Source organism: Pseudomonas sp. WS 5410, assembly GCF_012985645.1.
GTDB classification, from domain to species: domain Bacteria; phylum Pseudomonadota; class Gammaproteobacteria; order Pseudomonadales; family Pseudomonadaceae; genus Aquipseudomonas; species Aquipseudomonas shahriarae.
In genome coordinates this window covers 102,763-116,734 of the sequence record NZ_JAAQWS010000016.1, presented here as the reverse complement: position 1 = coordinate 116,734, position 13,972 = coordinate 102,763, and the positions used below count along the sequence as shown (strand labels likewise).

Here is a 13,972-nt window from a genome sequence, read left to right as displayed (position 1 = left end):
CCTCAACACCCCTCAACACCATGTAATACAAGGCTTTCAGCCGATTGCGTTCGTGTGGTTCACGTCTCTACCTACCAGACGAATGTACACTCGTTGGACATAGGCGTTTTGGCAACATCACCTCGGCCAGTACACGCAAGTGTAATTTTCTCGCCCGGCTTCAAGGCTGCGGCGAATTTCTGATTGCTCTCCGCCAGTGCAAATTGAGGCTCCATAAACTGGTTAACGCCACCTTTCATGGTGATGTATGGCTTGCCTCGGAAATCGGTGTTGATGCTGGCTACGGTGCCGGCGACTTTGAAGTTCTTCCCTTTGAAAGTCATATCAGCTGCGTATGTATTAAGTTTGTAAGCTTCTGCAATGTCTGATGCCGTGAAGGATTCCAGTGTGGCAACCCGCTCTGCTTCTTTCTGTCGATGCGCCATTTCATCGACATAGACGCCGTTAGATGCGGATGCTTTGGGCTGCGATGTGTCGTTGGCTACGCCCTTGATAACGATGTACGCAAGGCCAACCGCAAGCACGATACCGAGAGTTCTTTTTGCTGACACGGTTCATTCCTTGAAAGTGATGGAGAGGCCGTATGGTGGCAGGATGGCATGAGGAGCGTCCAGTAGGCGATATGACAAAACTTCAGGCGCAAAAGAACGCCGTGAAGAAATGGAGCTGTGTTGGAAAATATCCCAGTCCCCGATTTTTTTTTCGATGCACTTCGATAGTCGTTTGGTTTTTCAGCCGAAAATATAATCCGGCGCCCCGTTCCACCTGCTTAGCCTGACACGGGTGGCCTGTTTGAAAGCTGTACTTTCCTCAAAATAAGTTGAAGCACTCTCACACACAGAGACGACAAAGCCCCGCGTTGGCGGGGCTCAATGGCGCTATGGGGGACGTGGAAGTTATGCGGACGCTTACGCTGGCAGCGACACACCAAGACGCGCCATCAAGCGGGATACTGTCATCGGTGCAAAGGCGCTACCTCGATCCGTAGTCAGTCCCTTGTCATTTAGGCACTTGGCGATGGCTGCGTATGAAGGCTTACCGTCGTAGAGACAGGCTTTCAGCTCCGCTTCCAGAGCCCTTGCACGGTTGTCAGCGTTTAGCGCTTTAGCCTTTACAGCTTCACCGTTACCGACCGCCCATGCAGCCTCGCGGCCAGCGTCACGGCGGGCAATCTTGGCCTGAGCCTCTTGGTCCCCGTTTGCAGCCTTCACCTTCAACGTTGCCAGACCGTCCTTTGTCCGCTGGCGGATCTTGATTAGCTCCTCCTCAGCCAACAACGACTTTATGTTCCGCACCAAGCCACTGCCATGCACGTCTTCGGCTTCGATGAATTTGAATTTCTTTTGCAAGGTGACGAAGTGAGCGTGGTCACGGCCAAGCCTATCGAGACGATGAACCATCACCGGGCAAGACAAACCCTTTGCCATGGCGAGAGCCAGTTTGCACTGTGGGCGCTCCATGGGATCAATGGCGCCAGACACGCCTTGGTCGGTGAACTCTGCAATGATGTGCCAGCCGTTAGCCTCAGCAGCGATTTTGATAGCAGCGAACTGACCAGCTACGGAAAGACATTGATCGTCAGTCGATACCCTCGCATAAGCCACTACCTGTTTCATCGTTCGTCCCTGTCATTGTTCGTGATGGGGTCATCATAACATATTGCTGTCGGTCGTCAACGATATGTTATGTTTCGCATGCCTCGATCCAGAGCGCTATCAATCGAGGGGCGAGCACGGAAAGGCTGGCGTCCTATCAATCCCAGGTCGAATGTGTGACGGCACCACTGTCGAAGCGCTCCTGTGCGAAACGGAGCGACCTTCACCCCTCGAAACTGTCCAGATTTTGCGTGCAGGCGGGGAAAACCGGCTCTTGCTTGGTGTTTTGGAACGCAGGGGGCTCTAGAATCAGTGTTTCCGGGCATTGCACTATGCGAACGCCCTTGGATAACTGCATTCAATGGCCCAATTCCGACAGTAAAAAGGGGTTTCAGGGGGGTTATTCCATACTTCTTTTTGCATGTATCTGATGCAACTCACGTTCGTGCAACTAGTTCAGGTTGACCCTGTACGCGGGACGCACGATAGGCTTTATGCAGCCCTTGATTGCAAGTCTTGGGCTGCTCCCTGTTATTGCGAGTTATGCAAAAGCGTGATGGGCTTCGAGGTATTTCTGGCCCTGTGTAGTAACTTCTGGATTGATGTAGGACAGCCCATTGAAGTCGTCATCTGCTCCAGAGAATACCGCCTTTGCATTTCCGAGCAGAATCAATTTCTTCAATATGCGAGCCTCATCGCCGTCAACGTGCGCTACTTTGCCAGTTGCAATTGCAGCCAAAACTTTCAAGTGTTCGTTCATTGCTATTACCTTTTCGAATCAACGGATGTTTGCAGTTCCGAAAGTTCGGTTCTGTCAGGCGACAGTATATCATGTATAAAAATAGTCTTCGGCCAACTAGGAATCAGTTGCATGTAGGCAATATGGTAACTACCGACGCGCCCCGCTCACGTCCACAGAAAATGGCTGGAAGCCACGAGCCATAAGGGTTCAAAGCGAATCGCACCGTGTGCGTTACACTTCTACGGAGTGAATCAGTTGTTCTAAAACGGAGCTGGTTCAAGTTCGCGATAAACTGACACGGAGCCGACGTACAAGGCGTCTGGGGCGATGTAAGGTGTGCAATTATCCAAACCTTCAAGGAACGATTCCGTCGCGCTCAGGGAGGTGCGTAGGGGCTTCTCAACAACTGACACAAGGGCTTTGGTTGGCTGGTACTTGACCGGGCTCGCCAGCGCTTTGGCGTACATTGCGTCAATGATGAAAGTGACGGTGTGGACTGGCCGTCCATGCAACATGTCGAATACCAACCGAAGGTCGATGGCGTCGAAGTGGAAGTTGTAACTGAAACGAGAGTTTGTGTTGGCGAATAGGAACTGGATACGCTCCAAAGCTGGCAACAATTCAGGGCGATACGCCTTGCCGATACGTTCCCACTCACTCATCAGAACACTGGTGTCATCGTGGTAGCCAAGCCGCACACGGAAATCACCCACGGGTTCCTTGCCTGCAAGCTGGCGCTTAATCCCATCCAGAATACGAGCTGACGCAGTTTCGATTGTCTTTAAGTGTTCGGTATGTTCTGGATTGGCTGGGTCGAGATGCTCGACTAACCATGAGTACAGGGCTTGTCGCTTACTTGGTTTGATCCTGCGTGACTGGACTACAGCCTGCACCACGTCTTCACCGATTAGCTTGATAACGCGCTGCACCACTTCTGATAATTTGGTTTCTTCGGATACTGCGAAACGCGGCAAGAGGTCTGCACGAGGAATTGAGGCGCCGCCACTATAATGCTTGGTACTGTGCGAACGATTCAAAGACATTGGTGCTATGACCAGATTATCGGTCCTGAACAAGCCAACGGAACCTTCTCCACGTACAGGGGCAATATGGGATAACTCGAATGGAGCTTCACCGTGTTGTTTTCGTAGACCATACCCATTCATCCGCTGACAACTTGCGTACACATCGTACAAGGCTTCAAGTTGTTGCTGGTCGAAGTGACGATAAATCTGGAGTGTGCCTGCTCTGATACCCTGACGGGCGAGTTCGTAGAAGAACGGGGAAGTGCTGGCGTTGGCGATTCGCTTAACGTGGCGTGCTTTGTTGTTGAAGCTGGTACGGCAAGATGTGTTGCAGAATTTTGCTGTTTTACTTCTGGTGCGAAAACGCTTTTTGCACAGTTGGCAAGTTGGTCGGCGTTCAGCGGCTGCTTTGGTTGTGGCTGGATTCATTTGTATTTGCTCCGACAAGGATAGCTGGGGAAAGGGTTCGATCTGATTCTTGGTTGTCACGACGGCAAATGCCCGAGCAGAAAGGTTTAACTTTCGTTACTGCGAATACATGACCGCACTGTTTGCACGTACAAAGTTTCATGGGAATAATTCCTGATTTGATTAGTGGGCGTAGTGTGGGAGTGCCCATGCGGGGCGATCTTCCTTCACTTCTTGTCTTCGCCAAGCCCTTCTGCCAGTTGGTATAGGTTCTGGTGGTTGGCGTGTTCCCATTGCTTCGATTAGTTCTTCGACCAATTGAATACGTAGGGCGATAGGATATTCAGCAGCATACTCTTGCAGTGCGCTCAGAATTCCTTGCAGTAATGCAGGCTGATTCATTCGGGCTCTCCTAGTGTGAGTTGATGTTCGAGTTTTAGGATTTTGCTCGCATAACTTCAACGGAAACGATTTTCCGTGTCTGCTCTTCGTTTATCGCCCTGTCTTGCGAGCGTTCCAACTGGAGCCGGTTGTATGTTTGCCGATTCAAGTCAATTGCGTGCTGACTGACGGACTCAATCCGTGCCGATTGACTAAAGTGCAGTATCACAATCAGTGCCCACGTCATACAGAAGGCGAACGGTATCTTGCCGATGTGCATTGGCACTTTCCTTTTACGTGGGTGGGTTGGGAATGGCCCGAAGGCCATCCGGGGTTTAGCCTCTACGATCTATCACTTCGTAAGTTCTGCACGAATGCGAGTTTCGATTGCATCGCGTTGAGCCTGACGTTCCGCTGCCAACTCTTTTTCAACTTGGCGATCTATGCTCGCCTGCTCAAGTTCAACTTGGCGGGCAATGATCAATTCGTTTTCACGTTCAAGACTCGCACGGTAATCTGACTCGACTTGAGCATGAATCGCCTTCAGATCGGCTTTCTGTTCTACCTGCGGTTTCTTCACGTAGAAGGTGATATAGGCGCCGAGTTGGAACGGAGTAACATCGCTGTGCATGTATCCGGCAGCCAGGAATTCGTCACGGCGTTTGAATGCAACTGGAAGACCCAAAGCCATTACGGCCAACTGGCTCACTGTAGCGCGTATTGCGGGAAGTGCATTTTCGTCGCAAAACCCACCATCATAAAACTTTGTGGCGTTGTCTTTCAGGGCTTGTAGTTCTGGTTTTGCTTCTTTTCGTAGAATCGACATTAGTATTTTTCCTTGTGTTTGGTACGGTAGAGTTGCATGTAGCAACGTTGTGAGCATGTTTGTTTTGAAGCGCGTTTTGTTTTCATGGGGTTTCCGCAGATCACGCATGGTCGTACGAGGATTAGAGCCATTCGGCCTCCTTGTTTTATTTACTAGAATGTAGGAATAACGAAAGGCGGACAAAACAAAGGGCCGGACGGCCCTGTGTCTATCGCGCTTCGTATTTGTGCTGAGTCCATCACCGCCAGCAAACGGCTCTTTGAACAAGCGGAGACGAACCCGTTTGCCCTGATGTACCAGTTTTGCCAAATGCCACTGGGTGGACACGAGGTAGCGGGAAACCAATACCGCTATTGGCATTCTCAAGCTCACACAAGGGATATTTGAGGGTATAAAGGAACCACGCTGAAAGTGGCTCGCCCATCGTCACTGAAAAGGAGTAAACAATAACGATGAGATAAGAAATAGATGGCGGCAGCAGGACGCTACCACCAGACAACAACAGCAAACCCATTCAGACTGTGATTGATTAAAAACTGTTGTTGGAAGGTACGATAAAATTTATCTGTATCCTTATAGCGATTTTCGCACGATAGTGCGGTTTTGTCAAGATATTACTTGCTTGCTTAGTTGGTTTTGTGTACGGGGTTTGTTTTGTGCCCCGCACTTGCCGGGTTGCAGGGCTTACTGCCAAAAGAACTTTACTCAGACTTCTACTGAGCAGCTTCGGGAATTATTGGAAGCCGGGAGAGTTTAGATATCGCCGCTAATTTCTGTGCTGCTGTTGCGCCTTGACTGTACACATCGAAAGTGACGGAGCCTGTTTCATGCCCAACAAGTTCAGCGATCAATGTGCCTTGCACGGAGGCTCTGGTAACATCTGGCACATCAGTTGGCGACAGGGCGAAGACGGTGAAGAAAATTTTGTGGTGGGTGCTCGGTACGGTAGCGGCAGTGCCGATAACGAAATGGGTCGAGTCTCAATTGAACTTGTCGTTTTTCAGTCCAGCAATTTCAGGTCTGTGGAGCTGGATGCAGAGCGTTGGCAGTTGGTTTGCGAGAGACGTTTCTCTCCCGTTCTGGGTGGTGATGCTCGTGCTTGTACTGATGGTGCTGCTTATGTTGCCCGTTGTAGCACTGGTATATGCCCGGTACGAGAAGGTTGAGCCTGCTGATAGTGCGTCAACGGGTGGTGCTCCCCTAACGGATGACCAAAACCTTGTATTCCTTGTTGTGGGGAATGCGATCCAACAGGGTTATCAGTTTGGATTCGACGAAGTGCTTAAAAACTCTGGTCTGTCCAGAATCGCAACGCAGAATGCCCTAGACCACCTTGCGAGCGTGAGACTGATTCGTCCCGTTCGGGACCATTATGGGGGTCACTATGCTGACCTCACTCCGTTAGGCCGGGAACATTTTCTTGAACTAGAGGCGCTTGGTAATCCCTGATTGGTTGGGGTCATATAGAAAAAGGTTGCGACCAGGGCTTGATGGGGATGAAGGTCGGCGGCGTGCGCAAGCTGTTTGTGCCGGCGCATCTGGCGTATGGCGAGCGGGCGATGGGCGCGCATATCCAGCCCCATAGCAATCTGCATTTCGAGATTGAGTTGCTGGAAGTGCTGACGCGCGACGATTGAAGGCTCGGGGTCGCTCAACTGTTCTTGATATGTTTGAAAAAACGTCGGCAGCTCCCACAACTATTTGTTCTACCGTTCGCCGATCTCTCCTTGAATGCCGGGTATCGCTGCTGATACTGTACAAAAATACAGTATCCGGTAGCCCGCCATGCAGTTGATCGAAAAACTCAGCATCCTCGCCGATGCGGCCAAGTACGACGCGTCTTGCGCCAGCAGCGGGGCGCCCAAGCGCACCTCCGAGGGCAAGGCCGGGCTGGGTTCGAGCGATGGCATGGGCATCTGCCACAGCTACACACCCGATGGGCGCTGTGTGTCGTTGCTCAAGGTGCTGCTGACCAATTTCTGCCTCTACGACTGCCAATACTGTGTCAACCGCCGCTCCAGTGACGTGCCCCGTGCGCGGTTCAACCCGGAGGAGGTGGTGAGCCTGACCCTGGACTTCTACCGGCGTAATTGCGTCAGCGGGCTGTTTCTCAGTTCGGGGATCATTCGTTCGGCGGACTACACCATGGAGCAACTGGTGCGGGTCGCCAAGTTGCTGCGTGAGGAGCATGACTTTCGCGGTTATATCCACCTCAAGACCATCCCCGAAGCGGATCCTGCATTGATTGCCGAGGCCGGGCGGTATGCCGATCGCTTGAGCGTGAACATTGAGTTGCCCACCGATAAAAGCCTGCAGATCCTCGCGCCGGAGAAACAGATCGGTTCGATCAAGCAGGCGATGCAGACGATTTTCACCGGCGAGCAAACCGTGCTCAACGAGCCCCGGGCACCGCGGTTCGCCCCGGCCGGGCAAAGCACGCAGATGATTGTCGGCGCCGATGACACCGACGACAGCACCATCCTGCACGGTGCCGAGGCGCTGTATGGCAACTTCAAGTTGCGCCGGGTGTACTACTCGGCGTTCAGCCCGATTCCCAATAGCCCGAAAAGCGTGCCCCTGGCGGCGCCGCCGCTGATGCGCGAGCACCGTTTGTACCAGGCCGATTTCCTGCTGCGCAGTTATGGTTTCCGCGCCAACGAACTGTTCGCGGGGCCGGGGGATCTGGCGTTGGATATCGACCCGAAGCTGGCCTGGGCCCTGGAGCATCGCGAGGTGTTCCCGCTGGACCTGAACCGTGCCGAGGCGACGTTGATCGCACGTATCCCGGGGATTGGCCTGCGTACCACCGAACGCCTGGTGGAGCTGCGCCGGCAACGCAAGATCCGTTTTGAAGACCTGGCGCGTATGCGCTGCGTGTTGACCAAGGCCAAGCCGTTCTTCATCACCAGCGACTACCACCCCCAGCAGGCGGAAAGCACCAGCGTGCTGCTGCGCGAGCAACTGCGCGACCGCCCGCAACCGCAACAGATGGGGTTATGGGGATGATCAGCCTGGAATGCGACAACCTGTTCAGTACCTGGCGCGAGCAGGCGCGCTGGCTGCTCAGCCATCAGATCGACCCCAGCCATGTCAGTTGGGGCGAAGTGGAAGTGGCGGACCTGTTTGCCACCGATGAACACTACCCCACGCACAATGGCCCGTTCCAGGCACGCATTCCCAAGGCGCTGCTGGAGCTGCTGGAAAGTGCCGCCTGTTACCACGGTGAGCAGCGCTGGAGCCTGTTGTATGAAGTGCTGTGGCGCGTCAGCCATGGTGACCGCACGGCGATGATGGCGGGGGATCAACTGGGCAGCGAGTTGCAACGGCGGATCAAGCAGGTAAGGCGTGAGGCCCATCATCTGCATGCGTTTGTGCGTTTTATCGCGCTGCCGGCGGCGGCGGGGCCGGAGTTGCCGGAGTACGTGGCCTGGCACGAACCGGCCCACGATATTTTGCACAGTGCCAGCCAGCATTTTGTCGGGCGCATGGGCCGTCATCGCTGGATGATCGCGACGCCCCTGGATGGGGTGTATTACGACGGTGAGCAGTTGATTCATCAACGCCAGTGCCCGGAGCAATGGCAGCAGTTGGCGCAGAATGTCGAAGATCCACACAGTGCCATGTGGCTGACCTATTACAGCCATATCTTCAACCCGGCGCGGTTGAATCCCAAGGTCATGGAGGGGCACCTGCCGAGCCGGTTCTGGAAGAATTTGCCGGAGGGTAAGTTGATACCGGGGTTGATCAGCGAGGCGCGGACGGGGAAGCAGCGGGATGGGCAGGCGAAGCTGATTGGTGAGCGCCCCGGCAAGCGGATTTCAGGCGGGCACGGTTAAAACATGTGGGAAACATATGGGAAGCATATGGCGGGCTGGCTTGTGTGGGAGCTGGCTTGCCTGCGATAGCATCACCTCGGTATAGCTGATAGACCGAGGCGTCTGCATCGCAGGCAAGCCAGCTCCCACACAGGCCAGCCCCCACACCAGCCCACCCCCCACATCTGATCTGCATCGTGTGAGGCGATGGGGTTCAGGCCAACTCAGTCGCGGTGTTTTTCACCACCGCCAGCTCCGGATGGGCCACCAGTTTGTCGATATGCAGCTCATCATTGTTCAACCAGGTTTCCGTCAGCACGCGGTAGTGCTCCATGTCCCGGCAGCGCATGCGCAGGCTGTAGTCGAAGGGGCCGCTGATCAATTGGCACTCGAACACCTGTGGGCAGGCTTTGACGCAGGCTTCGAAGGCTTTTTGCGCCGAGCGCCCGCTCTGGTTCGACAAGGCCACCAGTACCAGCAAGGACAACCCCGGCGAGACCATTTGCACATCAATGATCGCGCCGTAGCCGCGAATCACCCCGCGCCGCTCCAGCTTGCGCACCCGCTCCAGGCAGGGTCTGGGCGTCAGGTGCACCAGCGAAGACAGCTTTTCGTAGGTGATACGCCCCTGATGGCGCAAGACATCAATGATGGCTTCATCAATGCGATCCAGCACTGGGGTGGAATGGGGTCCGTTGGCCTTGGTATCCATGGTCGATTCTGTGTTCACTTCAAGCGGTTGGAGAGAAATTGCTGCAAGCGTTCGCTGGTCGGATGGTCGAGAATCTCGGCGCTGCCTTGTTCTTCGACACGGCCCTGGTGCAGGAACAGCACCTGGCTGGAGACTTGCCGGGCAAAGCCCATTTCGTGGGTGACCATAAGCATGGTACGACCTTCCTCGGCCAACGTCTGTATGACTTTGAGGACTTCTCCTACAAGCTCCGGATCCAGCGCCGAGGTCGGTTCATCGAACAGGATAATCTCCGGCTCCATGGCCAGGGCCCGGGCGATGGCCACGCGCTGTTGCTGGCCACCGGAGAGAAACGCCGGGTATTGATCGGCGACCCGGCCCGGCAGGCCGACTTTATCCAGGTACATCCGCGCGCGTTTCTCCGCTTCGGCGGCACTGACGCCCAACACCCGGCGTGGCGCCATGCAGATGTTTTCCAGCACGGTCATGTGGCTCCACAGGTTGAAGTGCTGGAACACCATGGCCAGGCGCGTGCGCAGGTTCTGCAGTTGTGCCTGGTGCGGCGCCTGCACCCCGGCGCGACCCTGGCGCATTTCAATGCTGATGCCGTCCAGGGTGATTACCCCGGCGTCGGGCTGTTCGAGGAAATTGATGCAGCGCAGCATGGTGCTTTTGCCGGAGCCGCTGGCGCCGATCAGGCTGATCACATCGCCCTTGCTGGCGTTGAGCGAAACCCCCTTGAGCACTTCGTGGTCGCCGTAGCTTTTATGCAGGTCTTCGACCTTGAGTTTGACGTTGGCGCCGGCCGCCACCACGTTCGGGCGGGGCGCGGCAGTGTGTGTGGGATGAGCGGCCAGGGCCTGTGCGGACTGATTCATGGGTTAGCCTCGGGTCGGGACAAGAAAGCGCATCCAGCGTCGTTCGGCCAGTCGGAACAGGCCCACCAATGCGAAGGACAGCAGCATGTACAGCAGCGCAGCAATGCCGAAGGCCTGGAACGTGAGGAACGTTTCGGCATTGGCGTCACGGGCCACCTTGAGGATGTCGGCGATGGTTGCGGTAAATGCCAGGGACGTGGCGTGCAGCATCAGGATCATTTCGTTGCTGTAGGCCGGCAATGCGCGGCGCAGCGCGGCGGGGATCACCACGAACAGGTTCATCCGCCAGCCGTGCAGGCCGTAGGCCCGCGCGGCTTCAATTTCGCCATGGGGAATATTGCGAATGGCCCCGGCGAAGATTTCCACGGTATAGGCGCAGGTGTTGAGCACAAAGGCCAGCAGCGTGCAGTTCAAGGCATTGCGGAAAAACTGATTGAGCAGGGCGTTATCCTGCACCACTTCCAGGCTGTACAGGCCGGTGTAGCAAATCAGCAACTGGATATACAGCGGCGTGCCACGAAACAGGTAGGTGTACACCTCCACCGGCCAGCGTAGCCAGAAGTGCTCGCTGACGCGGGCGATTGCCAGGGGGATGGACAGGAAAAACCCGAGGATCACCGACACGATAAACAGCCACAAGGTCATGGCCACCCCGGAAAAACCCGAGCCATCGGTCCACAGGTACGCCAGGCCATATTGCTGGATCAGTTCGATCATCGCGCCACCCCTTTGATGCCGACGTTGTAGCGCCGTTCCAGGCGTTTGAAGATGCGGTTGGAGAGGGTGGTGATCACCAGGTACACCAGGCCCGCAAGGATCAGGAAGTACAACGGGTCATTGGTGGTCTTGCCGGCGTTCTGCGCGGCCTTGACCAGGTCCGCCAGGCCGATGATCGACACCAGCGCCGTGGACTTGAGCAGTACCAGCCAGTTATTGCCCAGTCCCGGCAACGCAAACCGCATCAATTGCGGGAACATCACCAGCCGAAACCGCTGCCAGCGGCTCAAACCGTAGGCGGTCGCTGCTTCCAGTTGGCCCACCGGCACACTGAGCATCGCGCCGCGAAAGTTTTCGGTGAAATACGCACCGTAGATAAAACCCAGGGTGATCACACCGGCGGTGAAGGGATCAATTTCGAAGTAGTTCCAGCCAAGCATCTCGGTCAAGTCATTGAGCCACAGTTGCAGGCTGTAGAAGATCAGCAGGATCAGTACCAGGTCCGGCACGCTGCGGATCAAGGTGGTGTAGAGGGTGGCGGGGATGCGCAACAGTTTATGGCTGGACAGCTTGGCACCGGCGGCGATCAGGCCCAGGCTCAGGCTCAGGACCAGCGCGAGGAACGCCAGCTTGATGGTCATCCAGGCACCCTGGGCCAACAGCGGGCCGAAGCCTTGCAGGTTGAGGAGTTCATTCACGGGAAAGTCTCGATAGAACCGGTAGGAACCTGCCGCAAATGGCGGTGTTTGTCGCACCGCCAGCGCTGGCAAGCCGGCTCCTACAGGGGATAGGGCGGGGGATTACTCGTGATAGATATCTTCGTCACCGAAGTACTTCTTCTGGATCAGCGCGTAAGTGCCATCGGCCTGGATGGCTGCGATGCCCTTGTTGATCAGCGCCAGCAGTTCCTGGTCGTTCTTGCGCAGGCCCATGGCAATGTCCAGCGGCAAGGTCGGGTCCTTGAAGGCCGGGCCGGATTGGTAGTCGGCGCCTTCAGGCTTGGACAGGAAGTTGAGCTGGGCTTCGAGCTTGTCGGTCAGCGTCGCGTCGAGGCGGCCGTTTTGCAGGTCGGCATAGTTCTGGTCCTGGGACTGGTATGCCTTGACCTGGGCACCGAGCTTGGCCAGGTGGGCGCGGGCATAGGCTTCCTGCAGCGAGCCCTGGAGCACGCCGACCTGTTTGCCCTTGAGGGATTCGGGGGTGTCGCCGAAACCGGCGCCCTTGCGGGTGATCACCGAGGTGGGGCTGAGGAACAGGCGATCGCTGAAGTCGATCTGTTTTTGCCGGGCCGGGGTCACGGCCATGGAGGACATGATGGCGTCGAACTTGCGCGCACGCAGCGCCGGGATCATGCCGTCGAACTCGTTGTGGACCCAGGTGCACTTGACTTCAAGCTTGGCGCAGATAGCGTTGCCCAGCTCAATGTCGAAACCTTGCAGGCTGCCGTCGGCGGCCACGGATTCAAAGGGTGGGTACTCGGGGAACACGCCGAAACGGATTTCTTTCCATTCCTGGGCCTGGACGGCGGTGGCGCACAAAGGCAGGAGCAGCGCGGCGACGAGTGATCGGAGCGGAGTCATGGTGTTTTCCCTATATTTTGTAATTGATGTCAGGGCAGTAGAAAGGGTGCGGCATGCATTCATTTGCTGACTCTTTGGTCGCGCTCAGAATGCTTCATGATGGTGCGTTTTTTGTGTCGTTTACCTAGTCCTTCGCATGCGGAATGCGCTGTTAAAACGCGGATTGCAGCAGAATCGGCTGCGGCACCCTGTATATCGGCTTTTCAAACCGCGGTTTAGGGCCCGCCGCTTGCGCAAAGCGGCAGGCCAGAGCGGTTTCAGGCGCGCTTTTTATGCTGTGCGGTTGGTCGCTGGGCCAGGCGGGCGAACAGGTCCTTGGGGTCGGCCAGGTCCGGTACCAGCTCCAGCTCGCTGCCCACGTCCAGGGCCTTGGCCACATCCAGTACATAACGCAGGGCCGAATAGTCTTCGAGGGCAAAACCTACCGAGTCAAACAGGGTGACCTGGCGCGCATTTTCCCGGCCCGGCTTCTGGCCGTTGATCACTTGCCACAGCTCGATGACCGGCGAATCCTCAGGCATATGCTGGATTTCGCCTTCGATACGGCTTTGTGGTTCGTACTCGACGATCACCCGCGCGCGCTCGACGATGCGCCGGTCCAGTTCGGTCTTGCCGGGGCAGTCGCCGCCCACGGCATTGAGGTGCATGCCGGGCTCGATCATGTCGTCGGTAAGGATGGTGGCGTAGGCCTTGTCGGCGGTGACGGTGGTGACGATATCGGCGCCTTTCACCGCTTCGGCGACGCTACCCGCGAGGGTCAGCTTGATCGTCGGGAAGGCCTTGAGGTTGTTCGCCAGCTTGTGCATGGCCTGGGTATCTATATCGAACAGGCGGATCTCATTGATGCCCAGCAAGGTGTGGAACGCCAGGGCCTGAAACTCACTTTGCGAGCCATTGCCGATCAGCGCCATGCTGCGGCTGTTGTCCCGTGCCAGGTAGCGTGCAACCAGGGCCGAAGTGGCGGCAGTGCGGATCGCCGTGGTCAGGGTCATCTCGCTGAGCAGCACCGGTTTGCCGGTATCCACATCCCCCAGGGCGCCGAATGCCATGACCGTGAGCATGCCGCTCTGGGTATTTTTCGGGTGGCCGTTGACGTATTTGAAGGCATACAGCGAAGCATCCGAGACCGGCATCAGTTCGATCACGCCCTCGGGCGAGTGGTTGGCCAGGCGCGCGCATTTTTCGAAGTCATTCCAGCGCAGGTAGTCGGCGCGGATGTACTCGGCCATCTCGGTGATGCAGGTTTGCAGGCCTTTTTGCGATACCAGGTAGCTGAGGTCGTTGACGTCGATATAACGGGTCATGGAAAAACTC

Annotated in this window: 15 protein-coding genes and 1 pseudogene; 4 read left to right on the top strand and 12 right to left on the bottom strand. The window is 56.1% G+C overall.

All coding sequences use genetic code 11. The annotated features are described in order from the left end of the window. Positions 1-71: 71 nt before the first annotated feature. From HBO24_RS21970 to HBO24_RS21945, 6 genes are all read right to left on the bottom strand, one after another. On the bottom strand, positions 72-551 hold the full coding sequence (locus HBO24_RS21970; protein ID WP_170060309.1) for a hypothetical protein: 480 nt from the start codon (positions 549-551) through the stop codon (positions 72-74). Positions 552-908: 357 nt separating this feature from the next. Continuing rightward, entirely contained in the window at positions 909-1,616 is a 708-nt protein-coding gene (locus tag HBO24_RS21965; protein ID WP_170060308.1) for a recombinase family protein, read from the bottom strand. A 520-nt stretch (positions 1,617-2,136) separates the two neighbouring features. Continuing rightward, complete coding sequence (locus HBO24_RS21960) at positions 2,137-2,355, bottom strand: hypothetical protein (RefSeq protein ID WP_170060307.1); 219 nt, start codon at positions 2,353-2,355, stop codon at positions 2,137-2,139. Between the two features lie 242 nt (positions 2,356-2,597). Beyond that, positions 2,598-3,791: a hypothetical protein gene (locus tag HBO24_RS21955; protein WP_262152819.1), complete on the bottom strand. Its 1,194-nt coding sequence runs from the start codon at positions 3,789-3,791 to the stop codon at positions 2,598-2,600. A gap of 162 nt (positions 3,792-3,953) precedes the next feature. After that, positions 3,954-4,172 (bottom strand): hypothetical protein, encoded by a 219-nt coding sequence (locus HBO24_RS21950; RefSeq protein WP_170060306.1) that lies wholly within the window; start codon positions 4,170-4,172, stop codon positions 3,954-3,956. A gap of 331 nt (positions 4,173-4,503) precedes the next feature. After that, the gene (locus HBO24_RS21945; RefSeq protein WP_170060305.1) at positions 4,504-4,977 is read right to left on the bottom strand and encodes a hypothetical protein; all 474 of its coding nucleotides are present in this window, start codon (positions 4,975-4,977) and stop codon (positions 4,504-4,506) included. A 912-nt stretch (positions 4,978-5,889) separates the two neighbouring features. Between HBO24_RS21945 and HBO24_RS29670 the strand changes: the two genes are divergently transcribed. From HBO24_RS29670 to HBO24_RS21925, 4 genes and pseudogenes are all read left to right on the top strand, one after another. Continuing rightward, positions 5,890-6,426, top strand: coding sequence for a hypothetical protein (locus HBO24_RS29670; protein ID WP_262152818.1), 537 nt, complete (start codon positions 5,890-5,892; stop codon positions 6,424-6,426). After that, a pseudogene (locus tag HBO24_RS21935) lies at positions 6,423-6,614 on the top strand (FKBP-type peptidyl-prolyl cis-trans isomerase); the annotation flags it as partial. The gene HBO24_RS29670 and the pseudogene HBO24_RS21935, both read left to right, overlap by 4 nt. Positions 6,615-6,762: 148 nt before the next feature. Continuing rightward, complete coding sequence (locus HBO24_RS21930) at positions 6,763-7,983, top strand: putative DNA modification/repair radical SAM protein (RefSeq protein WP_115128533.1); 1,221 nt, start codon at positions 6,763-6,765, stop codon at positions 7,981-7,983. Then, complete coding sequence (locus HBO24_RS21925) at positions 7,980-8,813, top strand: TIGR03915 family putative DNA repair protein (RefSeq protein ID WP_057439426.1); 834 nt, start codon at positions 7,980-7,982, stop codon at positions 8,811-8,813. Before HBO24_RS21930 ends, HBO24_RS21925 begins: the two co-directional genes overlap by 4 nt. Before the next feature lie 193 nt (positions 8,814-9,006). Here HBO24_RS21925 and HBO24_RS21920 read toward each other — a convergent pair whose 3' ends face one another. From HBO24_RS21920 to HBO24_RS21895, 6 genes are all read right to left on the bottom strand, one after another. After that, positions 9,007-9,504, bottom strand: a complete 498-nt coding sequence (locus tag HBO24_RS21920) for an Lrp/AsnC family transcriptional regulator (RefSeq protein ID WP_057439425.1) — start codon at positions 9,502-9,504, stop codon at positions 9,007-9,009. A 14-nt stretch (positions 9,505-9,518) separates the two neighbouring features. Further along, positions 9,519-10,361 (bottom strand): ATP-binding cassette domain-containing protein, encoded by an 843-nt coding sequence (locus HBO24_RS21915; protein WP_225923795.1) that lies wholly within the window; start codon positions 10,359-10,361, stop codon positions 9,519-9,521. A 3-nt stretch (positions 10,362-10,364) separates the two neighbouring features. Further along, positions 10,365-11,078 (bottom strand): ABC transporter permease, encoded by a 714-nt coding sequence (locus tag HBO24_RS21910; RefSeq protein WP_057439424.1) that lies wholly within the window; start codon positions 11,076-11,078, stop codon positions 10,365-10,367. Next, on the bottom strand, positions 11,075-11,776 hold the full coding sequence (locus tag HBO24_RS21905; protein ID WP_057960092.1) for an ABC transporter permease: 702 nt from the start codon (positions 11,774-11,776) through the stop codon (positions 11,075-11,077). The genes HBO24_RS21910 and HBO24_RS21905 overlap by 4 nt, the downstream gene beginning before the upstream one ends. A gap of 102 nt (positions 11,777-11,878) precedes the next feature. Next, positions 11,879-12,658 (bottom strand): ABC transporter substrate-binding protein, encoded by a 780-nt coding sequence (locus tag HBO24_RS21900; protein ID WP_057439422.1) that lies wholly within the window; start codon positions 12,656-12,658, stop codon positions 11,879-11,881. 257 nt (positions 12,659-12,915) lie between these two features. Further along, on the bottom strand, positions 12,916-13,962 hold the full coding sequence (locus HBO24_RS21895; protein WP_170060303.1) for an ornithine cyclodeaminase: 1,047 nt from the start codon (positions 13,960-13,962) through the stop codon (positions 12,916-12,918). Positions 13,963-13,972 lie beyond the last annotated feature (10 nt).